22 protein-coding genes are annotated in these 24,016 nt (G+C 65.7%); 10 read left to right on the top strand and 12 right to left on the bottom strand.

The annotated features are described in order from the left end of the window. Nucleotides 1-89: 89 nt before the first annotated feature. From AB4Z32_RS13055 to AB4Z32_RS13070, 4 genes are all read left to right on the top strand, one after another. Nucleotides 90-3,503, top strand: coding sequence for a carboxypeptidase regulatory-like domain-containing protein (locus AB4Z32_RS13055; protein WP_442122272.1), 3,414 nt, complete (start codon nucleotides 90-92; stop codon nucleotides 3,501-3,503). Nucleotides 3,504-3,637: 134 nt separating this feature from the next. After that, on the top strand, nucleotides 3,638-5,353 hold the full coding sequence (locus AB4Z32_RS13060; RefSeq protein WP_442122273.1) for a bifunctional metallophosphatase/5'-nucleotidase: 1,716 nt from the start codon (nucleotides 3,638-3,640) through the stop codon (nucleotides 5,351-5,353). A gap of 36 nt (nucleotides 5,354-5,389) precedes the next feature. After that, nucleotides 5,390-6,451, top strand: coding sequence for a S1/P1 nuclease (locus AB4Z32_RS13065; RefSeq protein ID WP_442122274.1), 1,062 nt, complete (start codon nucleotides 5,390-5,392; stop codon nucleotides 6,449-6,451). Nucleotides 6,452-6,500: 49 nt separating this feature from the next. Further along, nucleotides 6,501-7,343, top strand: coding sequence for a MipA/OmpV family protein (locus AB4Z32_RS13070; protein WP_442122275.1), 843 nt, complete (start codon nucleotides 6,501-6,503; stop codon nucleotides 7,341-7,343). Here AB4Z32_RS13070 and AB4Z32_RS13075 read toward each other — a convergent pair whose 3' ends face one another. The 6 genes from AB4Z32_RS13075 to AB4Z32_RS13100 all read right to left on the bottom strand — a co-directional run bounded on the left by AB4Z32_RS13075 (nucleotide 7,344) and on the right by AB4Z32_RS13100 (nucleotide 13,941). Then, nucleotides 7,344-8,309: an ABC transporter permease gene (locus AB4Z32_RS13075; protein WP_442122276.1), complete on the bottom strand. Its 966-nt coding sequence runs from the start codon at nucleotides 8,307-8,309 to the stop codon at nucleotides 7,344-7,346. Beyond that, nucleotides 8,310-9,401, bottom strand: coding sequence for an ABC transporter permease (locus tag AB4Z32_RS13080; RefSeq protein WP_442122277.1), 1,092 nt, complete (start codon nucleotides 9,399-9,401; stop codon nucleotides 8,310-8,312). An 11-nt stretch (nucleotides 9,402-9,412) separates the two neighbouring features. Further along, nucleotides 9,413-10,942, bottom strand: a complete 1,530-nt coding sequence (locus AB4Z32_RS13085) for an ABC transporter ATP-binding protein (RefSeq protein ID WP_442122278.1) — start codon at nucleotides 10,940-10,942, stop codon at nucleotides 9,413-9,415. Nucleotides 10,943-11,051: 109 nt separating this feature from the next. Continuing rightward, on the bottom strand, nucleotides 11,052-12,053 hold the full coding sequence (locus AB4Z32_RS13090) for a BMP family lipoprotein (protein ID WP_442122279.1): 1,002 nt from the start codon (nucleotides 12,051-12,053) through the stop codon (nucleotides 11,052-11,054). Nucleotides 12,054-12,411: 358 nt separating this feature from the next. Next, complete coding sequence (locus AB4Z32_RS13095; protein WP_442122280.1) at nucleotides 12,412-13,473, bottom strand: alpha/beta hydrolase; 1,062 nt, start codon at nucleotides 13,471-13,473, stop codon at nucleotides 12,412-12,414. Between the two features lie 168 nt (nucleotides 13,474-13,641). Further along, complete coding sequence (locus AB4Z32_RS13100; RefSeq protein ID WP_442122281.1) at nucleotides 13,642-13,941, bottom strand: PAAR domain-containing protein; 300 nt, start codon at nucleotides 13,939-13,941, stop codon at nucleotides 13,642-13,644. An 87-nt stretch (nucleotides 13,942-14,028) separates the two neighbouring features. Here AB4Z32_RS13100 and AB4Z32_RS13105 point away from each other — a divergent pair, with 87 nt between their 5' ends. Continuing rightward, on the top strand, nucleotides 14,029-14,331 hold the full coding sequence (locus AB4Z32_RS13105) for a YciI-like protein (protein ID WP_442122282.1): 303 nt from the start codon (nucleotides 14,029-14,031) through the stop codon (nucleotides 14,329-14,331). 3 nt (nucleotides 14,332-14,334) lie between these two features. Here the strand turns inward: AB4Z32_RS13105 and AB4Z32_RS13110 are convergent, their stop codons facing one another. Further along, nucleotides 14,335-15,486 (bottom strand): NHL domain-containing protein, encoded by a 1,152-nt coding sequence (locus AB4Z32_RS13110; protein WP_442122283.1) that lies wholly within the window; start codon nucleotides 15,484-15,486, stop codon nucleotides 14,335-14,337. Between the two features lie 213 nt (nucleotides 15,487-15,699). Between AB4Z32_RS13110 and AB4Z32_RS13115 the strand changes: the two genes are divergently transcribed. Genes AB4Z32_RS13115 through pcp form a run of 3 tightly spaced genes read left to right on the top strand, consistent with a single transcriptional unit; the run spans nucleotide 15,700 to nucleotide 18,033 of the window. Beyond that, nucleotides 15,700-16,419: a DUF969 domain-containing protein gene (locus AB4Z32_RS13115; RefSeq protein WP_442122284.1), complete on the top strand. Its 720-nt coding sequence runs from the start codon at nucleotides 15,700-15,702 to the stop codon at nucleotides 16,417-16,419. Next, nucleotides 16,416-17,384, top strand: a complete 969-nt coding sequence (locus tag AB4Z32_RS13120; protein WP_442122285.1) for a DUF979 domain-containing protein — start codon at nucleotides 16,416-16,418, stop codon at nucleotides 17,382-17,384. The genes AB4Z32_RS13115 and AB4Z32_RS13120 overlap by 4 nt, the downstream gene beginning before the upstream one ends. Before the next feature lie 4 nt (nucleotides 17,385-17,388). Next, entirely contained in the window at nucleotides 17,389-18,033 is a 645-nt protein-coding gene (gene pcp, locus AB4Z32_RS13125) for a pyroglutamyl-peptidase I (RefSeq protein ID WP_442122286.1), read from the top strand. Nucleotides 18,034-18,067: 34 nt separating this feature from the next. Here pcp and AB4Z32_RS13130 read toward each other — a convergent pair whose 3' ends face one another. Beyond that, nucleotides 18,068-18,562 (bottom strand): hypothetical protein, encoded by a 495-nt coding sequence (locus AB4Z32_RS13130; RefSeq protein WP_442122287.1) that lies wholly within the window; start codon nucleotides 18,560-18,562, stop codon nucleotides 18,068-18,070. A 101-nt stretch (nucleotides 18,563-18,663) separates the two neighbouring features. On the opposite strand from AB4Z32_RS13130, the gene AB4Z32_RS13135 reads away from it, so the two are divergent. Next, nucleotides 18,664-19,254: a hypothetical protein gene (locus tag AB4Z32_RS13135; RefSeq protein WP_442122288.1), complete on the top strand. Its 591-nt coding sequence runs from the start codon at nucleotides 18,664-18,666 to the stop codon at nucleotides 19,252-19,254. Nucleotides 19,255-19,394: 140 nt separating this feature from the next. On the opposite strand, the gene AB4Z32_RS13140 is transcribed toward AB4Z32_RS13135, so the two are convergent. Both AB4Z32_RS13140 and AB4Z32_RS13145 read right to left on the bottom strand, forming a co-directional pair. Beyond that, nucleotides 19,395-20,507, bottom strand: coding sequence for a thioredoxin family protein (locus AB4Z32_RS13140; protein WP_442122289.1), 1,113 nt, complete (start codon nucleotides 20,505-20,507; stop codon nucleotides 19,395-19,397). Nucleotides 20,508-20,526: 19 nt separating this feature from the next. Further along, nucleotides 20,527-21,534: an alpha/beta fold hydrolase gene (locus tag AB4Z32_RS13145; protein ID WP_442122290.1), complete on the bottom strand. Its 1,008-nt coding sequence runs from the start codon at nucleotides 21,532-21,534 to the stop codon at nucleotides 20,527-20,529. Nucleotides 21,535-21,676: 142 nt separating this feature from the next. Here AB4Z32_RS13145 and AB4Z32_RS13150 point away from each other — a divergent pair, with 142 nt between their 5' ends. Further along, the gene (locus tag AB4Z32_RS13150; protein ID WP_442122291.1) at nucleotides 21,677-22,144 is read left to right on the top strand and encodes a MarR family winged helix-turn-helix transcriptional regulator; all 468 of its coding nucleotides are present in this window, start codon (nucleotides 21,677-21,679) and stop codon (nucleotides 22,142-22,144) included. Nucleotides 22,145-22,173: 29 nt separating this feature from the next. On the opposite strand, the gene AB4Z32_RS13155 is transcribed toward AB4Z32_RS13150, so the two are convergent. Further along, nucleotides 22,174-23,079: a LysR family transcriptional regulator gene (locus AB4Z32_RS13155; RefSeq protein WP_442122292.1), complete on the bottom strand. Its 906-nt coding sequence runs from the start codon at nucleotides 23,077-23,079 to the stop codon at nucleotides 22,174-22,176. A gap of 21 nt (nucleotides 23,080-23,100) precedes the next feature. Continuing rightward, nucleotides 23,101-24,015, bottom strand: a complete 915-nt coding sequence (locus tag AB4Z32_RS13160) for a pseudouridine-5'-phosphate glycosidase (RefSeq protein ID WP_442122293.1) — start codon at nucleotides 24,013-24,015, stop codon at nucleotides 23,101-23,103. Between the last annotated feature and the right edge of the window lies 1 nt (nucleotide 24,016).

Here is a 24,016-nt window from a genome sequence, read left to right on the forward strand (position 1 = left end):
CTAAGCGGTCGGTCCTAAGGGTTGCAGTACTGTGAGAGAGGGAACGACGTGTCCCTTAATAATTATTAAGTCTTTTTGGGGTTAATCCAATGATCTATCAAAAACGGATCCAGCTGACCAAGCTGGCGCTGGCTTTGTCGATTGCACTGGCAGGAGCACCGGCTCTTGCCCAGAACACGACTTCGGCAGTTGGCGGTCGCATCTCCGGCCCGGACGGCAAGCCTGCCGCCGGCGCCTCGGTGCAAATCATCCACACCGAATCGGGTTCGGTCAGCAACGTCACCACCGACGCCGAAGGCCGCTACCTCGCGCGCGGCCTGCGTACCGGCGGTCCGTACACGATCATTATCACGAAGAACGGCGTGACCGAGAAACGTGAAGGCATCTACCTGGAACTGGCCGAAGTCGCCGCCGTGGACGCCACCATCGGCGCACCGATGCAGACCGTGACCGTTGCCGGCAACCGCGCACGTGCCGACATCTTCAACCGCAACAACATGGGCGCCGGCACCTCGATCAGCAACGCCGTGCTGCAGACCCAGGCATCGATCAACCGCAACCTGCAGGACTACGCACGTGCCGACCCCCGTGTGTCGCAGACCGACAAGGAACGCGGCGAGATGTCCGTCGCGGGTCAGAACTCGCGCTTTAACTCGATGACCGTCGACGGCGTCGCCATCAACGACATGTTCGGCCTGGAAGCCAACGGCAGCCCGACCGCACGCCAGCCGATCTCGATCGAAGCGATCCAGTCGGTGCAGGTGAACATCGCCAACTACGACGTGACCCAGAAGGGTTACACCGGCGGTAACATCAACGCTGTCACCAAGTCCGGTACCAACAACTGGAAGGGCGGCATCTACTACGTCTACCGTGACGATCAGCTGTCGGGCAAGCGCTTCAACACCGCCAGCGGCGAATACAGCGACCCGCCGAAGTTCACCGAAACCACCAAGGGCGTCTGGACCTCCGGCGCGCTGGTGCAGGACAAGCTGTTCTTCTACGCCCTGAGCGAAGAGACCAGCTCGAGCCGCGCCGCTCCGGACTTCGGCTACGTCGGCCAGGGCCAGGGCACCACCGCCGGCATCACCCTGGACGAGATCAACCGCGTCCGTGACGTTGCCAAGAGCACCTACGGTATCGACCTCGGCAACCCGGTTGCCGGCGGCAGCGAGCTGAGCTCGCGCGAGCAGATGCTGAAACTCGACTGGAACATCAGCGACATCCACCGCGCCAACCTGCGCATCCAGCGTACCTCGCAGTCCGAGCCGATCTATCCGGGCTACTCGGCTACCGGCATCGCGCTGAGCTCCTACCTGTACACCCAGCAGAAGCAGCTGCAGACCGCCGTCGCCCAGGTCTTCTCGGACTGGACCCCGACCTTCTCGACCGAGTTCAAGGCTTCGAAGCGTGACTACGATTCGGTGCCGAAGAACAATGCGCGCCTGCCGACCCTGGGCTTCCAGTTCAGCGGCCCGCTGCCGTCGGATGCGCCGGCCGGCACCCGCACCGGCAGCCGCTTCATCAACGCCGGTACCGAGATGTCGCGCCAGCAGAACGTGCTGGGTACCCGTACCCAGGACTACTACGGCGGCGCCAACTGGACGCTGGGCGACCACGAGATCAAGTTCGGTGGCGACTACCAGAAGAACAAGATCTACAACGCCTTCCTGCAGAACGTGTACGGTAACTACACCTTCGCCTGCGACAACAACTTCACCTACAACACGATCGGATCGAGCACGATCAACTGCGGCACGGCATCGCTGGCCCAGATCGAGAAAGCCGTCCTGGAGAACTTCCAGCGTGGCCGTCCGTCGTCGTACAGCCTGCAGACCGCCGCCGCTGGTTACACCCTGAACGACGCAATCGCCCAGTTCGAAATGTCGAACGTCGGCCTGTTCCTGCAGGACACCTGGTCGGTCAACCGCCAGCTGACCGTGAACTACGGCTTCCGCGTCGACCAGCTCGGCTTCGACCACGCACCGCCGGCCAACGCCGCCTTCGCCGCGCCGGTCGTCGCCGGTGCAGCCGGTGCCCGCCAGACCGGCGGCTTCGGCATCGCCAACACCTACACGCCGGACAACAGCAAGCTGTTCCAGCCGCGCTTCGGCTTCAACTACCGCTTCAACACCCCGCGCATGATGCAGCTGCGCGGTGGCGCCGGCCTGTTCCAGGGCGCGTCGGCCAGCGTGTGGATCGCCAACCCGTACCAGAACGCCGGTATCGCCACCCGTTCGAGCACCTGCTCGGGCACCGGCAACACCCGCTGCCCGGCTACCGACGGCACCTTCAGCCCGAATCCGGACACCCAGAAGGTCGTGACCGGCGCGCCGGCCACCGCTTCGGTCGACCTGCTGAACCCGAGCCTGCGCCAGCCGTCGAACTGGAAGTCGAACCTGGCCTTCGAGATGGAACTGCCGTGGTACGGCCTGGTGGCTGGCGCCGAAGCGCTGTACATCAAGACCAAGGATGGCATCACCTACCAGAACCTGAACCTGGGCAAGCCGAGCGCAATCGGCACCGATGGCCGCGAGCTGTACTACGGCGCCACCGGCGGCCTGCTGGCCAAGTGCTGGAACGTGGGTAACAACTCGGTCAGCACCGCAAGCGGCTGCACCAACACCACCAAGGCGCTGAGCAACGCGGGCTACGGCAACGTGCTGATGGCAACCGGTACCGACAAGGGCGAAAGCCGTCTGGAAACCCTGTCGCTGACCTATCCGATGACCCGTGGCCTGGGCTGGTCGATCGCCGCGACCCACACCTATGCGACCGAAGCGTCGAACCTGACTTCGTCGACCTCGAGCTCGAACTTCGGTGCACGCTCGGTGTTCAACCCGAACGAAGACGTGGCAGCGAACTCGGCCTACCTGGTGAAGAACCGCGTCAACGCGACGGTCAACTTCGAGAAGGCATTCTTCTCGGGCCTGAAGACCCGCTTCGGCCTGTTCTACGAAGGCCGTACCGGCAAGCCGTACAGCTGGACCTTCAAGAACGACATGAACGGCGACGGCATCGCGACCAACGACCTGATGTACATCCCGAAGGCCTTCGGTTCGGGTGAAGTCGTGTTCTACGGCGATACCGCAAGCAGCCACGCCAACGAGCAGCGCTTCTGGGACATCGTCAACGCCAACAAGGCGCTGAAGAACTCGGCCGGCGGCGTCGTGAACCGTTACAGCGACTTCGCACCGTGGACCAACAGCTTCGACCTGCGTATCAGCCAGGAGATCCCGGGCCTGTTCGCACGTAACAAGGGCCGTGTCTCGTTCGACATCTTCAACGTCGGCAACCTGCTGAACAAGAAGTGGGGCCACATCAACGAGATGCCGTTCTCGTCCTCGGGCGGCCAGACTCGCGGCTTCGTCGACTACGCCGGCCTGGATGCACAGGGCCGTTACGTCTACGCAGTGCGCACCCAGAACGACGACTACAGCATCCGCCAGAACAAGGGCGAATCGCAGTGGGCAGCACAAATCACCCTGCACTACGACTTCTGATCTGTTGATTTCGTAGCTGGATGATCGAGACGGCCGGTGGCGACACCGGCCGTTTTTCTTTCCCGCAGTGACTGGATTACATGCAATAATCTTCGGCTTGCAATCCATCGCAACAAGATAAGGTGTACCACTTCATGACCGTTTCCCGTCCCCTCCGCACCGGCCTCACCGTGCTGGCAGCCGGCCTGGTGCTGGCGGGTTGCGCGAGCGCTCCCGCAACGGCGCCGCGCGGCCCGATCGAACTCAATATCGTCGCCATCAACGATTTCCACGGCAACCTGGAATCCAGCAGGTACAGCTATGCGCCGATGGGCAGCGAGAAGAAGGAAAACATCCGCGCCGGCGGCATCGACGTGCTGAAGGGCGCGCTGGACGCCTTCCGCAAGGAAGACAAGGACCTGCTGTTCGTCGCCGCCGGCGACCTGGTGGGCGCGAGCCCGGCGGTGTCCTCGATGTTCGCGGACGAGCCGACCATCGAGGCGATGAACCGGATGGGCCTGGTCGCCAGCTCGCTCGGCAATCACGAGTTCGACCCCGGCAGCAAGGAACTGCTGCGCCAGCAGCACGGCGGCTGCGATTCGCCGCGCCCGGACAAGGCTTGCCGGCTGTCGAAGGACTTCCGCGGCGCCGGTTTTACTTACCTGGCCGCCAACGTCGTCGATGCCGCGACCGGCAAGAACCTGGTGCCGGCCTGGCGCGTCGTCGACGTCAAGGGCGTGAAGGTCGGCCTGATCGGCGCGGTGCTGAAGGACACGCCGTCGGTGACGGTGTCTTCCTCGATCAAGGGCCTGTCCTTCCTCGACGAGGCCGAGTCGATCAACAAGGTGATTCCCGCCATGCGCGCCCAGGGTGCGCAGGTATTCGTGGTCCTGATCCACGAGGGCGGCCACACCGGCGAGCCCTTCGACAAGACGTATTGCGACGGCCTCGAAGGCCCGATCGTCGGCATCGTCAAGAAGCTCGATCCGGCGATCCGCCTGGTCATCACCGGCCACTCGCACAAGGGTTACCTTTGCAAGGTCGACGGCCGCGTGGTGACGCAGGCCGACTATGCCGGCCACGTGCTGTCGCGCATCAAGATGACTGTCGAGCCGGGCAGCGGCAAGGTCGACGACATCCAGGTCCGCAACGTCGTCATGGCGCCCGACCTGCCTGGCAATCCGGCCTTTACCCCGGATGCGCAGATGACGGCCTACCTGCAGGACGTGCGCGCCCGCAGCGCCGCCGAACTGGCCAGGCCGATCGCGCGCATCTCCGCGTCCGGCGTGTCGCGCAAGGACAGCGACGCCGGCGAATCGCCGCTGGGCGACGTGATCGCCGACGCCGCGGTGGCGGCGACCCGCGACCAGGGCGTGCTGCTCGGCTTCATGAACCCGGGCGGCATCCGCAAGGACCTGGAAGCGGGCGAGGGCGGCGTGGTCAGCTTCGGCCAGGCCCAGGCCGTGCTCCCGTTCGGGAATACCCTGGTGGTACTGGACATCACCGGCGCCCAGCTGCGCGCCATGCTGGAGCAGCAGTGGGACCGTCCGGACAACAGCCAGTACATGCTGCAGGTTTCGCGCGGCCTGTCCTATTCGTGGGACAGCACCCGTCCGGTCGGCCAGCGCCTGGTGCCGGGCAGCCTGAAGGTGGACGGCAAGCCGGTCGAGGAGGGCAAGACCTACCGCATCGTGGCGAACAACTTCCTGGCCGAAGGCGGCGACAACTTCCCGGCGCTGGCCCAGGGCGTCAACCGCCATGACACCGGGATGCGCGACCTCGACGCGCTGATCGCCTGGCTGAAACAGAACCCGGGCATCGGTGCGACCGGCATGGCCGCGCCCCAGCCCCGAATCAACAAGGTGCGCTGAGCACCGTTCGATGAAACGTCCAGACAAGGAACCATCATGAAAAAACTCGTTTGTGTACTCGCGCTGGCCGGCGCCTTCGCCTCGACCGATGCGCTCGCCTGGGGCAACGACGGCCACCGCGCGGTCGGCGCCATCGCCGACAAGCTGATCAAGGGCACCAGGGCCGAACAGCAGGTGAAAGCCATCCTGCTGCCGGGTGAGACCCTGGAATCGATCGCCACCTGGCCCGACTGCGTGAAGGGCAACTGGTGCGGCCCGCAGACCCCGGACATGGTCGAGTACGTGAACGCCAACCCGAAGCACAGCGAGTACCACTACACCGACGTGCCGTTCCAGCTGGATCATTATCATGACGGCGCCGCCGGCACCGCCGACGACGACATCGTGCAGACCCTGAAGCAGGCAATCGCCGTCCTGCAGGGCAAGGACACCCCGGCCACCAACCCGCACAAGTTCACCCCGCGCCAGGCCCTGATCCTGCTGACCCACATGACCGGCGACATCCACCAGCCGCTGCACGTGGGCGCCGCCTTCGTCGACAAGGACGGCAAGTTCGTGGTGCCAAAGACCAAGGCCGAGATCGACGAAACCGCGATCTTCGATTCGCGCGGCGGCAACAACCTGCTGATGGACGACGCCAAGCTCGCCGGCCTGGTCGCCAACCTGTCCAGCGTGATCCCGCCGGAAGAAGCCAAGCCGGTCAAGGAAGGCGTGCCCAAGGCGCTGACCAAGCCCTTCCACTCCTACTGGGACAGCACCACCGTCAACTACGCCTTCCGCCGCATCCAGACCAGGACGCCGGAAAAGTTCGCCCAGGCCGCGATCGACAGCAAGCCGGACGTCGCCCGCTCCACCGGCGACCTGGCCACCTGGCCCTATCAATGGGCGGACGATGCGCTGGCGGTGTCGAAGCAGGTGTTCGACGGCGTCACCGTCGGCAAGATCACCCCGCAGACCGGCAAGAAGGGCGAGACCTACTACACCTGGAGCCTGGAAGTACCGCAGAACTATCCGGTGCCGAGCTCCGCGATTGCCAAGACCCAGCTGATCAAGGGTGGGTATCACCTGGCGCAGGTGTTGCAGGCCATCTATCAATAATCGCTAACGCACGCACCACGCGCACATGGGCGCCGTTAAAATGGCGCCCATGCACAAACTATCCCTCCTGGCCCTCGCGGCCGCCTCCATCCTGCCCGGCATCGCGGCCGCCCAGGCTCAACCTCAAGAACGCGACCTGCCGCTGTGGGAAGCCGGCATCGGCGCCGCCGCCTTCAGCACGCCAGCCTATCCGGGCGCCGACGACCGCTCGAACCGCGGCCTGGCCCTGCCTTACCTGATCTACCGCGGCAAGGTCTTCCGCGCCGACCAGAACGGCATTGGCGCGCGCCTGGTGAACACCGACAAGGTGGAATTCGACGTCGGCTTCGCCGGCTCGCTGCCCGCGCATTCGAAGGACGTCGAGGCGCGGCGCGGCATGCCCGACCTCGGCACCCTGGTCGAGTTCGGCCCGCGCGTGAAATACAAGTTCGCCGACCTCGGCGAGCGCGGCAGGCTCCGTTTCGAACTGCCGCTGCGCGCCGTGATCGAGGCTCGTGGCGGGCTGCGGCGCCAGGGCTGGACCATGGAGCCGCGCCTGGTGTGGGAGAAGCGTGGCGAGGCCGCGCGCTGGACCATGGAAGCCCAGCTCGGCGCCGTGTTCGGCGACGGCCGCATCAACCGTTATTTCTATGAAGTGCAGCCGCAGTATGCGACCGCCGGGCGGCCGGCCTACAAGGCGGACAGCGGCCTGCTGCTGGTGCGCACCGGGCTGTTCGGCACCTACCGCCTGAACCCCGACCTGAGGATGTTCGGCTTCGTCCGCTATGAAACCTACTCGGGCGCGGCGAACCAGGACAGTCCGCTGATGAAAAAAAATACCGGCACATCGGCCGGTATCGGATTTGCGTGGACCTTCGCGCGCTCGCAGGAACGAGCGCGCAGCGCCGAGTGATCAGCGCGACTTGACGAACGGCTTGCCGATCGCCTTCGGCGCCACCGACTTGGCCATCAGGCCGGCCAGCACGATCACGGTCACCACATACGGGATCATCTGCACCAGCGAGCCCGGGATGCTGCCCACGACCGGCAGCTCGACGCCTTCGAGCTGGATCTGGATCGCGCCGAACAGGCCGAACATCAGGCAGCCCAGCACGGTGTGCAGCGGACGCCAGTTGCCGAACACCAGGGTCGACAGGGCCAGGTAGCCGGCGCCGGCCGACATGTCGCGCAGGAAGAAGCCGCTCTGGACGATGGCGAGATAGGCGCCCGAGAACGAGCACAGCACGCCGGCCACCAGCATCGCCAGGTAGCGGGTGCGCTCGACCGAGACGCCGGCGGCGTCGGCGGCGTGCGGGTTCTCGCCGCAGGCGCGCAGGCGCAGGCCGAAGCGGCTGTGGTAGATCGTCCAGTGCACCACCGGCACCAGCAGGAAGGCGACGTAGACCAGCACCGACTGGCCGCCGATCACGTGGCCGTACAGCCAGCCGATGAATGGGATGTTGTCCAGCGCGGCGGTGCCGGGCAGGGTGACGTCGAACAGGCGCGCCTCGCGCAGGTCCGGCGTGCGGCCGCCTTCATGGAAGAAGAACTGGGCGAGCACGAAGGTCAGGCCGCTCATGGCGATGTTGATCGCGATGCCGCACACCAGCTGGTTGCCCTTCTGGGTGATCGAGACGAAGGCCTGGACCATGGCCAGGGCGCTTGATACGCCGACGCCGGCCAGGATGCCGAGCCACGGGCTCTGGGTGACGTAGGCGACCGAGGCCGAGACGAAGGCCGAGGCCAGGATCTTGCCTTCGAGGCCGATGTCGACCACGCCGGAACGTTCGGCGAACAGGCCCGCCATTGCGGCGAACATCAGCACCGGCGCGTTGCGGATCATGGACACCACGATGCTGGCGATGTGAAAGTCTTCCATTTATGCTTCCTTGCTGGTGCGGGTCAGGTTGATCAGTTTCAGGAGCGCCGGCGCGTAGAAATTCTCCATCGCACCGCAGAACAGGATGATCAGGCCCTGGATGAAGATGAAGGTCTCCTGGGGGATGTTCGGCTTCTCGAGCGACAGGTCGAAGCCGCCCTGGATCAGGGCGCCGAACAGCACCGACGACAGGAAGATGCCAACCGGGTGCTGGCGCCCCATCAGCGCGATCGCGATGCCGACGAAGCCGGCGCCGGCCGGGAAGTTCAGCGACAGGTAGTGGGTCGAGCCCATCACCGAATTGACCGCGCCCAGGCCTGCCAGTGCGCCCGAAGCCAGCATGGTGACGATGATCATGCGGTCGATCCGCACGCCGGCGTAGTGCGCGGCGTGGGTATTCAGGCCGGTCGCGCGCAGCTTGTAGCCCCACGACGAGCGCCAGACGATCACGCCATACACGACAAGTGCGGCGATCGCCAGCAGGAAGCTGATGTTCAGCGGGGTGTCGCCGAACACGGGGAAGATCTTGTTCAGCAGCGGCAGCGAGGCGCTGTCGGCGAACACGCGCGAGGCCGGGTTCTGCTGGCCTTCCGGGATCATCTTCAGGATCACGTAGTTCATCAGGCTGGCGGCGATGAAGTTGAACATGATGGTCGTGACCACCACGTGGCTGCCGCGCTTGGCCTGCAGGTAGCCAGGCAGGAAGGACCACAGCGCGCCGAACAGGGCGGCGCCGATCATCGCGACCGGGATCATCAGCCAGCCCGGCAGGTGGGCATCGAAGGCCAGCACGGCCAGCGTGAGACCGAGGCCGCCGACATACATCTGGCCTTCGGCGCCGATGTTGAACAGGCCGGCCTGCATCGCGATCGACACCGCGAGGCCGGCGAAGATGAAGGTCGAGGCATAGAACAGGGTGTAGCCCAGGCCTTCCGGATCGAGGATCGCGCTGTCGATCAGGATGTGCAGCGATTCCGACGGGCTTTCGCCGAGCAGGTGGATGACCAGGCCCGCCACCAGCAGCGCCGACAGCAGGTTCAGGATGGGGAGGGCGAAACCCGTGGCCCAGCGAGGGAGTTCAGTCTTTTTCATGTCTCTTACCGTCAGGACTTGTGCAAGCCGCCCATCAGCAGGCCGATGCGGGTAGTGTCGAATTCATCGATCGGCAGGATGCCGGTGATGCGGCCGCCGGACATCACGAGGATGCGGTCGGCGAGCGCGCGCACTTCTTCCAGTTCCACCGAGGACAGCAGGATGGCCACGCCCTCGTCGCGCAGGCGCAGCAGCTGGGTGTGGATGCTCTCGATGGTGCCGATGTCGACGCCGCGGGTCGGCTGGCCGACCAGCATCATCTTCGGCCTGGCCGCGACTTCGCGCGCGATCACGACCTTCTGCTGGTTGCCGCCCGAGAGCAGGCCGATGCGCAGGTCCGGATTGTTCGGACGGACGTCGAAGGCCTGCATCAGGCCGGCGCAGCGCTGGGCGATCTTCCTGAAGTCGAACAGGCCCCAGCGGTTCTTGACGTGGTCCTGGTAGCCGAACACGGTGTTCTGCATGACCGAGAAATCCTTGATCACGCCGTCGCGCAGGCGGTCTTCCGGCACGTGGCCGATGCCCAGCTTGCGGAAGGTGGCCGGCAGGCCGTCGGCGTTCGCGCGGCCGGCGTAGGGCAGGTCCTGGCCCAGGAACTCGACCTTGCCGGAAGTCGGCAGGCGCATGCCGGACAGGATCTCGAGCAACTCGCTCTGGCCGTTGCCGGACACGCCGGCGATCGCCACCACTTCGCCTGCGCGCAGCGTGAAGTCGATGTCCGACAGCAGCGCGACGCCGTTGGCGTCCTTCAGCTGGACGTTCGAGACCTTCAGCACGTCAAAGCCCGGATTGTAGGGCGCGCGCGGCAGCTCGCTCTGGATCGGACGGCCGACCATCATGTTGGCCAGCTGTTCCTTCGAGGTCTCCGGGGTCTTGACGGCGCCGACGACGCGGCCGGCACGCATCACCGTCACCTCGTCGGTGATCTCCATGATCTCCTGCAGCTTGTGGGTGATCAGGATGATGGTCTTGCCCTGTTCCTTGAACAGCCGCAGGATCTCGAACAGCGAGGCGGTTTCCTGGGCGGTCAGGACGGCGGTGGGCTCGTCCAGGATCAGGATGTTGGCGCTGCGGTAGATCTGCTTGAGGATCTCGACGCGCTGCTGGGCGCCCACGGACAGGTCGTGGACGGTGGCCAGCGGATCGACGTCGAGGCGGTAGCGTTCGCAGATCTCGCGCAGCTTCGCCTCGACCCCGGCGCGGTGCGCGGACAGCTTGAAGCCGCCCTCGTTGCCGAGCATGACGTTGTCGAGCACCGTCATGTTCTCGACCAGCATGAAGTGCTGGTGCACCATGCCGATGCCGAGGGCGATCGCTTCGTTACTGGTGCGGATATCCTGCGCCTGGCCGTCGATCAGGACCTGGCCGCTGTCGGCATTGTAGTAGCCGTACAGGATGCTCATCAGGGTCGACTTGCCGGCGCCGTTTTCACCGATCACGCCATGGATCGAACCCTTGGCGATCGAGAAGCTGACATCGGCATTCGCCTGTACCGCCCCGAAGGCTTTGCTGATATTGCGGAATTCTACGGCTGGCTGCATAGCGATCCGTTTTCGTTAGACAAAGTAATTATGAAAAGCATTCATTCAAAAGCGCGCCGCGCCGGTTTCGGGCCGGCGCGGCGCGCTTCCTACGTAAAAAAACATTCGCCTATTGCGGGCACGAATTCGACGCGCGGTAGTCGACCACCTTGATCTTGCCGCTGATGATGTCGTCCTTGGCGGCGAGCACGCGCTTCTCGATCTCGGGCGTGATGAGGGCCCGGTTGTATTTGTCGAGCGCCCAGTCGACGCCGCCTTCCTTCAGTCCCTCATACGTGATGCCGGAGGTGAACTGGCCGTTCTTCGCCTTCATGAAGGCGTCGTAGGCGGCGTTGTCGACGCGCTTGACCATCGAGCTCAGCATGGTGCCCGGATACAGGTAGTTCTGGTTCGAGTCGACGCCGATCGCCAGCTTGCCCTTTTCCTTGGCCATCTGGAGGGCGCCCATGCCGGAGCCGCCGGCCACCGCGAACACGACGTCGGAGCCGCGGTCGAATTGCGCGCGCGCCAGTTCGCCGCCCTTGGCCGGGTCGTTCCAGGCCGCGCTGGTGGTGCCGACCATGTTCTGCAGGACCGGGATCTTCGGGACGATCGACCGGGCGCCCTGCACGTAACCGCAGGCGAAAGCGCGGATCAGCGGAATGTCCATGCCGCCGACGAAGCTGATGGTCTTGGTCCTGGACGCCATGGCGGCCGCCACGCCGACCAGATAGGAACCTTCCTGTTCCTTGAACAGCACGGAATTGACGTTCTTGCCCTGGGCATTGCCGTCGATGATGACGAAATGGACGTTCGGATATTCGGCGGCGATCTTCTGCACCGGCTGGGTCTGGGAAAAGCCGATCGACACGATCAGGGTCAGCTTCTTGCGCGCGAGGGCGCGCAGCACCTGCTCGGCCTGGGTGTCGTAGTTTGCCTGGGCTTCGAACACCTTGATGCCGGTTTCCTTCGTGAAGCGCGTCACGCCTTCGGCCGCCGACTGGTTGAAGGACTTGTCGAACTTGCCGCCGGCGTCATAGACGATGGCCAGCTTGGCGCCGGCGATGTCGGCCGATGCGCTGGCGCTGATGCAGAGTGCCGCGATCGCCAGACTGAGTTGCTTGAATTTCATCTGTTTTTCCTGAATCTGGAAGGACCTGCAAGCTTGCGCGCTACGCGGCAAAGCAAGGACCAGCCATCCGCGGGTCTCCTCGCGGACTGTGTCAAACCTTGTTGAATCCTGTGGTGTCGATTGTGTAATCTGGCCGAGGCGGGCAAGACCGGAGAGTCGGCCACGCGGTTGAGCATCGTATTCGTCCTTGACGTTTAACTATGCATCAGTCTGTTTATTCGTGGCAAATACGATTTTACTTCGCAATTTATTTACTGGAAATATAAATAGTGCCACTTTTCGGTGGTTTCTTGCAGAAAACCACACGTCTTGACAGCTGCGAAAGGCTGGCCGAGGCCGATGCGCGCCGGCTTGCCGCTTACTTGACGGCTACCTGGATCGGCAGTGCGGCCAGGTTGGGACTGGCGTCCATGGCGGGCAGCGGGATGGCATCGGCCGGGTTGGGAAGGAGGGTGGCCGTGACGGCAATCGCCGCGACGGGAGCGGGAATGAGAGGCGCCGGCGCGCCATCGGTAGCGACGGAGGCGATGACAGGCGCCGGAATCGGCGCGCTCGATGCGGCGCTTGCCGGCGCCGCGTCAGGCGCGCGACTACCCGCCGCCGCGGCCTGTTCCAGCGGTTTGGCGAACTGGGAGCTCAGGAAGCCGGCGATGCGGCTCTGGGTGCCTTCCAGGTAGGGGATGTCCATGTGGTCCGAGCCGGGCACGATGTCGTCTCCGCACAACTGGGCCAGCTTGGCCACCAGCTGGTCGGTATGCGAATGCGGCACCACGTCGTCGCTTTCCGCGCGCAATACATAAGTCGGCGCCTTCAGGGCGGGCGCATATTTGATCGACTCGAAGCGGTGGCGCAGCATGTACTCGATCGGCATCACGCGGAACTTGCGCTTGGCGATCGCCAGGATCGAATCGTAGGGCGTGATCAGGACCACCGAATGCGCCGGACGCTCCTTCGCCACCTGCACGGCGACGCCGGAACCCAGGCTGCGACCGACCACGGCGATGCGGCGTGCGTCCACGTGGGCGCGTGCGGCCATCCAGTCGAACAGCATGCAGCCGTCTTCGACCATGTGGATCTCGTCCGGGTCGCCATGCGAATCGCCGTAGCCGCGGTAATTCACGGCCAGCACGGCCATGTTGGGGAAGAGCTTGCCGGCATCGCGCACCACCCAGGAGACTTCCTCGGAGCGGCCACCGAAATAGACGACGGCCGGATGCGGGCCAGGGATCTGCGGGGTCATCAGCCAGCCGCAGAGACGGGTGCCGTCGGCGGCGCGCAACACCACGGGACGGGTGCGGTGGCCGCTGCTGCGCGGGCTTTTGACTTCGCGCTCGACGGTAGGATTGAATACGAGGCGGCGCTGGTTGGCCGCGACCGCAGCCGTGAGGCCCAGCCACAGCATGCTGGCAAAGCCAGCCATCCCTGCCGCTACTTTTTTCCTGGTGTCCATGCTACTAGTCTACCTCTGCCATCCTGAAACGTTCTGTGCGCTGAGGTACAAAGCCATAGGAGCGGAGTAATTACCCAAGCGACGTTGCCATGTCGCAACGATAACATGGCTGGCGCAAAGCTGCAGGGCAGGGCCTGCTCAGGCCGCCGTGTCCTCGACCGTCTGGTAGCGCGAGCCCTGGCTGGGGAGGAGTGTCGGCGGCGTCGCGCAGTTGCAGATGCACAGGTCACCCTCCAGCGCCACCTGCCTGCCGTTGAAGCGCTCTGGCGTGCGCGGCCCGGTGCACTGGATGGTGCCGGTGCCGCCGCAGCCATGGCAGCTGATCTCATCGCCTTCGAGGGCGATGCGGGCGCCGTCGATCGACATGCAGCTCGAGGCCGAGGTGACGACGCCGTCGGCCGTCGTGCGTGCGCCCAGTGTGATGTGATGTCGTTTCATGGGCGCCATGCTGCCAGCCTCCGGCCGGCCCGCATTGGGATGCGTTAAGATGCCTTGGTCTTGTCGAATCCATGTCTGGGAGACTCCGTGCACTACCTGCTGATGTATGAACTGGCGCCCGATTACCTGGCGCGCCGCGGCGAATTCCGCAACGAACACCTGAAACTGGCCTGGGAGGCCGAGAAGCGCGGCGAACTCGTGATCGCCGGCGCCCTGGCCGATCCGGCCGACACCGCCGTCCTGCTGTTCAGCGGCGACTCGCCGGAAGTCGCCGAACGCTTCGCCAAGACCGACCCCTACGTCGTCCAGGGCCTGGTGACGAGCTGGCGCGTGCGTCCCTGGACCACGGTGGTGGGGAAGGATGCCAGCAATCCTGTCCGGCCCGAGTAAAACTTATTTCGCCGGCAGCAGCTTCACGACCAGGTTATGGGTCGTGAGCGCGAACGAGCCGTCCGGTGCGCGCGCTACCCCGATCGGCCGGTCCAGGCCGCCGGGCAGGGCGCCCAGCTGGATGCCCTGGCGGCCGGCCAAGCCCGCCACCGTGCTGGTCACGTTGTCGAGGTTGATCCTGCGGATGGTGGCGTTGCCGGTGTCCGCGATATACAAGTCGTTGCCCTCGACCGCGATGCCGCTCGGCGCGCACAGCCGCGACACGGTGCTGCTGCCGTCCACCGCCCCGCACTGGCCGGCCTGGCCCGCCAGGGTCGATACCGTCCCGTCGGTCTTGATCATGCGGACGGTCGAATTGCCGGTGTCGACCACATAGACGTTGTCCCATTCGTCGACGCCGACGTCCTGCGGATTGCAGAAGCGGGCTGCGCCGCCGCGCCCGTCCGCGCTGCCGCACACGCCCGGCGAGCCGGCCACGGTGCTGACCTTGCCGTCGATATCGATGCGGCGCACCGTGTGGTTGCCGGTATCCGCGATCCACAGATTGCCGCGGCGGTCCAGCGCAATGCCCTTCGGATTGCAGAACTGGGCGGACGTCGTGCGCCCGTCGACGCTGCCGCAGGTGCCGTTGCCGGCTACAGTGCCGGTCAGGCCGGCCGCCGTGATCTTGCGCACCACCGAGTTGCCGGTGTCGGTCACATACACATTGCCCTGGGAATCCGCCGCCAGCCGGCTCGGTCCGTTGAAGCGCGCCGCGCCGCCGCTGCCGTCCGCATAGCCGACCGCGCCGAGGGCGCCGGCCAGGGTCGTGACCGCGCCCTGGGGCGTGACCTTGCGGACGGTCGCGCTGGCCGGCTCCGCCACATACAGGTTGCCGGCGGTGTCGGCGGCAATGCCTTCCGGCGCATTGAAGCGGGCCGCCGAGCCGGTGCCGTCCTTCGAACCGCCGCAGACGCCGCAGACGTCCCCGGCAATGGGGAAGAGTCCGGTCGCGCCCTGCGGCCGGTCGGGCCAGCTGGGCCAGTCGGGGTGGTTGGGCCACGGGTACTGGGGACCGTCGTGCCAGACGACCCCGATGCCGATGCCGATGTCGCCGCCGCAACTGGCGAGGCCGAGCGCGGTCAGCAGCGAGACTCTGCGTAATAGCGAATTCATGGCTGCCTCCCTTGGATGACCCACCGAGCATAGCGGGTGGGCGCCGCCTTGTCATGTGCACACGCAATGCGGGAGTGGCGCGTTCATGCAGTGGCCGTTCTTCCGATGTAAAAGCCACGGCGGCGCGGGCTGCGATGGCGGATCTCATCCATTCGTTGGACGCGCCCTATGCTGAGGTAATATCTCCACGATAAAAAATCCATACGGAGACCCATGCACACCGCTGTCAACCTGTGGCCGCTGCTCGGCATTGCCGTTGTCGTCGCCGGATTCCTGCTGCGCGCCAATCCGGTGCTGGTCGTGATCGCCGCCTGCGGCGTGACCGGGCTGGCCGGCGGCCTGTCCCTCGTCCACCTGCTGGAATCGCTCGGCACCGCTTTCGTCAAGACCCGCAACCTGCCCTTGATATTGCTGCTGCCGCTGGCCGCGATCGGCCTGCTCGAGCGCGCCGGGCTGCGCGAGCACGCCCAGGCCAGCATCGCGAAGATCCGCTCCGCCACCACCGGGCGCCTGCTGACGGTCTACCTGCTGGTGCGCGAACTCGCCGCCGCCTTTGGCCTGACCAGCCTCGGCGGTCATCCGAACATGGTGAGGCCGCTGCTGGCGCCGATGGCCGAGGCGGCCGCCGAAGCGCGCGGCGCCAACCTGGACGAGGCGATGCGCCAGCGCATCCGCGCGATGAGCGCCGCCACCGACAACGTCGGCCTGTTCTTTGGCGAAGACGTGTTCGTGGCCTTCGGCGCCATCGTGCTGATGCAGACCATCCTGCGCGCCGAAGGGCTCGAAGTCGATCCCCTGCGCATGGCGATGTGGGGCATCCCGACCGCGGTCACGGCCTTCCTGATCCACGCCTGGAACCTGCGCCGGCTCGATGCCCGCATCCTGCGCTGCACGGGCAGGCCGCGCCACGTGGCCGACGGAGTCACGCAATGATCCTCGCGCTCGACGATTTTTACGTGCTGGTCGGCCTGCTGTTCGCGGCCACGGCCATCATGAACCTGCGCGACCGCAGCAATCCGCTCCGCTTCACGAGCGCGCTGTTCTGGGGCCTGTACGCGCTGCTCTACCTGGCGGGCGGGCGCACGCCGCCGGCCGTCACCGGCCTGCTCATGGTCGCGATGGCGCTGGTGGCGGGCGTCGGCCTGGTGCGGGGAGGGAAGGCGAATCCGCCGCCGGAAGACGCGCGCCGCGCCAGCGCGGCCCGGCTCGGCCACAGGCTGCTGGTGCCGGCGCTCGCGATTCCGGTGGTGACGATGATCGGCTCGACCTTGCTGAAGGACGTACGCATCGACCTGGGAGCCTACAGCGCGCCGCTGCTCGATCCGAAGAACCTGACCCTGGTGAGCATGGGCTGCGGCTCCATCGTGGCCCTGGCGCTGGCCTGCTGGCTGACGCGCGCCACGCCGCTGCAGGGCGTGCGCGAGGCGCGCCGCCTGATCGACGCGATGGGCTGGGCGGTGGTGCTGCCGCATATGCTGGCCGTGCTCGGGCTGCTGTTTTCCGAGGCCGGCGTCGGCAAGGCCGTGGCCCACATCACGACCTCGTATATTCCGATGGATTCGCGCCTGGTCGCCTGCGCCGCCTTCTGCATCGGGATGGCGCTGTTCACGGTCGTGATGGGCAACGGCTTCGCCGCCTTCCCGGTCATCGCCGGCGGCATCGGGATTCCGATACTGGTCGGGGTGTATCATGCGAATCCGGCCGTGATGGCGGCGATCGGCATGTTCAGCGCCTATTGCGGCACCCTGATGACGCCGATGGCCGCCAACTTCAACATCGTCCCGGCGGCCCTGCTCGAGCTGCCGGACAAGAACGCCGTGATCAAGGCCCAGCTGCCGACCGCGCTGCCGCTGCTGCTGGCGAATATCGTCCTGCTCTACTTCCTGATGTATCGATAAGCTCATGAAAACTGTCCTGCTCACCGGATTCGAGCCCTTCAACGGCGCCTCCATCAACCCGGCATGGGAAGCCGTGCGCCTGCTGGAGGGCTGGTCCGGCGATGGTTTCAAGGTCGAGGTGCGCCTGCTGCCCTGCGTATTCGGCCGCGCCGCCGAGGCGCTGCTCGGCTTCGTCGACGAAGTCCGCCCCGACATCGCGATCGCGGTGGGGCTGGCCGGCGGGCGTCCGGAGATCTCGATGGAGCGCATCGCCATCAACGTCGACGACGCGCGCTTCCTCGACAACGCCGGACAGCAGCCGATCGACGCGCCGATCGTCGCGGACGGCCCGGCCGCTTACTTCACGACCCTGCCGATCAAGGCCATGGTGGCGGCGATGCGCGAGCAGGGCCTGAAGGCGGGCGTGTCGCAGACCGCCGGCACCTTCGTCTGCAATCACGTCTTCTATGCGCTGATGCACCACCTGCGCGGGCAGGGCGTGAAGGCCGGTTTCATCCACGTGCCCTTCCTGCCCGAGCAGGCCGCGGCCTGGCCCGAACCGACGCCGTCGATGGCGCTGGAGGAGGTCGTGGCGGGCTTGCGGCTTGCGGTCGAGGTGGCGCTGTCAGTGGACGCCGACGTGGCGCTGGCGGGTGGGGCGACGCATTGAGTGCGCCGGGAATCCGCCTCGGGCTCGAAAGCGGTCAGGCCGCGGCGGCCAGCTGGCCAGCTTCATAACGGCGCAGCTCGCCTTCAGCCCAGTCCAGATCCTCGCGATTGACGCGAGGGGAATAAGATCCGCCCTTCAGGCGGCCTTCCGGTACCGGAATCTGCGCCGACCAATGTGCGATGCCATCCTTTCCGTTTTCGGGGCCGGTGACCAGGGTGACACGGTCGTTTTCGAAGAAGAAGTGCAGCATCTCGTCCTTGGTCATGACCGGGGCGCCCTCGGCGAACAAGTGTTTGCCACGATCCTTGCGCGCCATCCTGTGACCGCGCCGGAGTCCTTTTGGCTTGCGCTCTTTTACCAGGTGCCTGAGCGCATCGAGCGAAATGGCCTCGACGTGCCAGGGGCGCATATCGACGGCGGCGGTCTCGAAGGTGCGGTAACGTCCGTGCACCGACAACGGCGCTTCGCGCAGCACCAGGTACAAATTGTAGAGAAAGTCGGATTGAGCAGCGCTCAGATTCGTATGCACGTGTGGCCTTTCATCGTTCTGTAAGCAATAGGCGACATATTACGCGCTTGCATCGCTTAGAATGTTCCTTGAGGCAACTTTTTCAAGCGTGAATCAGATTGATGAAAAAAACCGCAGTATTCTTGTCCGCGATGCTCTTGAGCGGCCTTGCATCGGCAACGGACGTCAGGGCCTTCGATCTCGGCGGTGTCAGGCTGGGGATGAGCCCCAGCGAAGCCAAGGCCGCCTTGCAAGCGAAGTGCCAGCGCGACCACGGCAAATTCGATGTGACACCGTTCGCCGAGCCGAATCCCTACCTTCCAGGGAAAAAGTACAAGCTATATATGCACTGTGAAGCGCCGGCCGGTAAAACCTCGGTCCACGTCCGGGCGATTCCAGGCGGCGCGATTGTGGTCGAAAGGGTGATTTATGAAATGCCCTGGAATAACGACAACGTAAAGGCATTGCGCGCCAACGCCATTGCCAAGTACGGCGAGCCGACGAACATCATCCAGATGGGACCGGACCCGGAGTGGTGCGAAAGCCCCCATCCATCGTGGCCAGGCGGTCCGGCGTGCCAGGACGATAGTGGCCTCTCGGCCGGGGCCCGCCTCCGGATCACGTCGACGAAGGTCGAGCTTTACGATCCCCGGCCTTCCGAACTGGTGCAGGCGGATCGCAAGGCAAAGGAAACCGTGAAGCCCTCGCTGTAAAACGGGCAAGGTGCGCGCCCTTCAACGCCTGAACACGCCCACCTGCGCCTGCTCCAACAGGTCGTACTGCCGCCCACCAGGCAGACCCGGTCCTCGCGGACGATCGGGCTGGAAGTGCTCATGGTTTGTCTCCGAAAGGATCAGCCGAAGGTGAACGCGAAGGCGCTGGCGCCGGCGTCGAGGAAGCGGATCTCGAACAGGTGTTCCTTCACGGCGCCGGACTGCCTGACGAGCTGGTAGAGCCGCGTATCGCCGATGCTGCCGTTGCCGTCGACGTCGGTGTCCGAACCGTGATCCGCTCCGGGCGCGCGGCCGTCGATGCGTACCTGGAAGCGCACCGGCTTGCCGCCGGGTCCCGGTCCCAGCACCAGGTGCAGGTCGCGCGCACTGAAGCGGTAGACGATGCTGCCGTCCGCGTGGTTCAGGCGGGCGCGCTCGGCGCCGACGGTCCAGTTGCCGACGAGGCTCCACTGGTTCGATCCGACCTCCGTCCTCGCGTAATCGTGCGGCGCATCGCGTTCGAGCTGCCCGCCGCCGGCCAGATTGGACGCCTGCGCATAGCCTACATAGGTTTCGCCGGACCCCAGGTGCGCGAGGTCGGGGGCGGACTGTTCGCCGGCGGCGCGCGGCGTGACGAGGGTGTCCGGCGCGCCGGCCTTGCCCGCTTCCGCCAGCAGTGACTGGATGATGCGTTCCGTCTTCTCGTAGTTGCCTTCGCCGACGACACGCGCGCGCAGCTGGCCGCGGGCGTCGGCAATGTAGAACACGGGCCAGGCATTGTTGCGGAAGGCGGTCCAGATGCGCCTGTCGCTGTCCACGGCCACCGGGTAGTCGATCATGAAGCGCGCAAGGGCCTGGTTGAGGTTCGCGATCTCCTTCTCGAAGTCGAACTCCGGCGTGTGGACGCCGACCACGACCAGGCCCTGGTCACGGTATTTCCGTTCCCAGGCGCGCAGGTAGGGCAAGGTGCGGATGCAGTTGATGCAGGAATAGGTCCAGAAATCGACCAGCACCACCTTGCCCTGCAAAGCCTTGCCGCTGAGGGCAGGGGAGTTCAGCCAGGTCACGGCGCCGTCCAGCGGCGGCAGGGCGCCGAGTACCGGCAAGCCGCTGCGGTAGCCGGTATCGGCCGCGCCGGCCGCGCCGGCCGCCGGCATCATCATCGAGAAGGCGGCGCCGGTAGCGGCCGCTGCAAGGACGGCGCCGGACAGCCAGTTCAGGGGATGGCGAAGCATGCGTTTGAATTCGAACATGGCGGGTCTGCTCTCCGTCTCAGAGATGGTCGACGTCGATCACGGCGTCGGCGAAGGCGCGCGGCGCTTCCTGCGGCAGGTTGTGGCCGATGCCGCCGCGGATGAGTTCATGTCTATACTTGCCGGTGAAGCGCTTCGCATAAGCCGCCGGCTCAGGATGCGGCGCGCCGTTGGCGTCGCCCTCCAGGGTGATCGTCGGGACCGTGATGGCCGGCGATGTGGCAAGGCTGGCTTCCAGCCCCGCGTATTTCGCTTCTCCCTCCGCCAGGCCGAGCCGCCAGCGGTAGTTGTGGATCGTGATGGCGGCGTGGTCCGGATTGTCCAGCGAGGCGGCGCTGCGCTCGAAGGTGGCGTCGTCGAAGTGCCAGCGGGGCGAGGCGGTCTGCCAGATCAGTTTGGCGAAATCGTGGCGGTTCTTCTCGTAGCCGACCCGGCCGCGCTCGGTGGCGAAGTAGAACTGGTACCACCACTGCTGTTCCGCGGCGGGCGGCAGCGGCTGCCTGCCCGCTTCCTGGCTGCCGATCAGGTAGCCGCTCACCGACACCAGGCCCTTGACGCGCTGCGGCCACAGGGCGGCGACGATGTCCGCCGTGCGCGCGCCCCAATCGTAGCCGGCCAGGATGGCGCGGTCGATCTTCAGCGCATCCATCAGCGCGACCACGTCGGCCGCGAGCGCCGCCGGTTCGCCGTTGCGCACGGCATGGGCGTCGAGGAAGCGGGTGCTGCCATAACCGCGCAGGTGGGGCACGATCACGCGATAGCCGGCCCTGGTCAGCAGGGGCACGACGTCGACGTAGCTGTGGATGTCGTAGGGCCAGCCGTGCAGGAGGATCACGACGGGGCCCGTGGCCGGACCTTCGTCCACGTAGCCGACATTCAGGACGCCCGCATCCACCTGTTTGATCGAGGCGAAGCCGGGCGCCGGCCTTGCCGCTTGCGCCGCGCCGGGCAGGGCGAAGGATGCGGCGGCCAGGGCGGCTGCCGCTGCCAGGCTGCGGATGCTGGACTGCTTGTCGTGCTTGCTCATGCTTGACTCCGATGGCGGTTAGAGGAGAACTTTCTGGAATTACTTATGACGATAATCATTATGATCATAAATTTATACGAAGTCTCCGCGCTTTTCAAGTACGATAATCGTTATCGCGATAATTATTTTTTGGGGATGTCAAATGAGCAAGGACGATCGGAAGCGCAAGGACGCCGCAAAACTCGGCGACTTCATGTGCTTTGCCATCTACTCGACCAACCTGGCCTATTCACGCGTCTACAAGCCGGTGCTGGAGCAGCTGGGGCTGACCTACCCGCAGTACGTGACCATCATCGCGCTCTGGGAACAGGACCGGCAGACGGTCAAGGGCCTCAGCGAAAACCTGTTCCTGGAGCCGAGCACGCTCACGCCGATGCTCAAGCGCCTGGAAGCGATGGGATATGTGCGCCGCGAGCGCGACGCGGAGGATGAGCGCAGCGTGCGGGTGTCCCTGACCGAGGCCGGACGCCAACTGCGGGAAAAAGCCTTCGACTACCGCGAGGTCACGGCCAAGGCCGCGGGCTTGACCCCGGAAGAGTTCCGGACCCTGCAGAAGGCCATCGTCAATCTGCGGACGAACCTGATGGATGCGGCCAGTCCGCCGGCTTGAGTGGAGCCTATCCCTATCGGGATCGATTCCTAGGATTCGCCTTCCGGATTCACGATCTTCAGGAAGGCCCGCACCACCGGCGCGTCGTCCTGGATCGGATAGGTGATGTACAGGTTCGCCGACGGCGGAATGTCCCTGATCGGCAGGAAGCGCACGCCCGGCCAGCCGATCCGGCCGGTGGTCTCCGGCATCAGCGCCACGCCCAGGCCCGCGCCCACCATCGCCAGCAGGGTCTGCGGCTCGGCCGCCTCCTGGAAGATGGTCGGCTGGAAGCCGGCGTTCACGCAGCACTGGATCAGGTAGCGCGGCTCGGCCGACTGGTCCAGGTGCAGGATCAGCAGCGGCTCGCCGGCGATGTCGGTGAGCTCGATGCGGTCCTTGCGCGCCAGCGGATCCTGGACGTTCACCGCCACGCAGTAGTTCTCCTGGAAGCACAGGTCCTGGCGCAGGCCGGCGTGCTTCAGTTCGTCCTCGTCGCGCTTCGGCTCGCGCCAGAAGCCGACGTCGATCTGTTTTCCGCGCAGGGCGTCCCACTGCTCGTTCGGGCCGAGTTCGTGGATGGTCCAGGTCACGCGCGGGAACTGGCTCTGGAACTGTTCCAGCAGGCCGGGTATCGGGCCCCACATCGCCGAGCCGACGATGCCCACGCGCAGGCGCCCGACCTCGCCGCGGTCGATCTGGCGGATGGTGTCGACCGCCATCCGCATCCGCCCCAGCAGGTCCGAGGCTTCCTGCATGAAGGCCTTGCCGGCCACCGTCAGCTCGAAGCTGCGGGTGGTGCGCGCGAACAGGCGCACCCCCAGCTCGCTCTCCAGCTTCATGATCTGCTGCGAGAGCGGCGGTTGCGAGATGTGCAGGCGCTCGGCGGCGCGGCTGAAGCTTTTCTCTTCGGCCACCGCGAGGAAATACTTCAACTGCTTCAGGTCGATCGACATGGAGAACCCGTCAGGCTGTCGTTAATGGGTGGCGTGCAGCGCCACGGCCAGCTTGGCGCCGACCAGGGCGTTGTGCTTGACCAGGGCGATGTTGGTGGCCAGGCTGCGGCCGCCCGTCAGTTCCTTGATGCGCGCCAGCAGGAAGGGCGTGACGAGCTTGCCCTTCACGCCCTGCTGCGCCGCTTCGGCCAGGGCCTGGGCGATGATGGCATCGATCTCCTCGTTCTTCATCGACGAGACTTCCGGCACCGGATTGCTGACCACCACGCCGCCCTCCAGGCCGAGCTGCCACTTGGTGCGGATGAAGCGCGCCTGTTCTTCCGGCGTGTCGAGCTGGAAGTCGGCCTTGAAGCCGCTGTCGCGCGTGAAGAAGGCGGGGAAGGCCGCCTGGCCCACGCTCACCACCGGCACGCCGTGGGTCTCGAGGTATTCGAGGGTCAGGCCGATGTCGAGGATGGACTTGACGCCCGCGCAGACCACGGCGACGCCGGTCCGGGCCAGTTCCTGCAGGTCGGCCGAGATGTCGAAGCTGGTCTCGGCGCCGCGGTGCACGCCGCCGATGCCGCCGGTGACGAAGACTTCGATGCCGGCCAGCTTCGCGCAGATCATGGTGGCGGCGACGGTGGTGGCGCCGAGCTTTCTGGTGGCCAGGACGTAGGCCAGGTCGCGGCGGCTCACCTTGATCGCGTCCGTCGACTGGCCCAGCTGCTCGAGCTGGTCGTCGGACAGGCCGATGCAGATGCGGCCGTCGATGATGGCGATGGTGGCCGGCACCGCGCCGGCGTCGCGGATCACCTGCTCGACTTCGCGCGCGGTCTGCACGTTCTGCGGGTAGGGCATGCCGTGCGAGATGATGGTCGACTCGAGGGCGACGACGGGTTTGCCGGCGGCGCGGGCGGCCTGCACTTCGGGAGAAAACTGGAGAAAGGCTTGCATG

Origin of the sequence: Massilia sp. 2TAF26 (assembly GCF_052115005.1) — a bacterium.
In the GTDB taxonomy this organism is placed as follows: domain Bacteria; phylum Pseudomonadota; class Gammaproteobacteria; order Burkholderiales; family Burkholderiaceae_D; genus Telluria.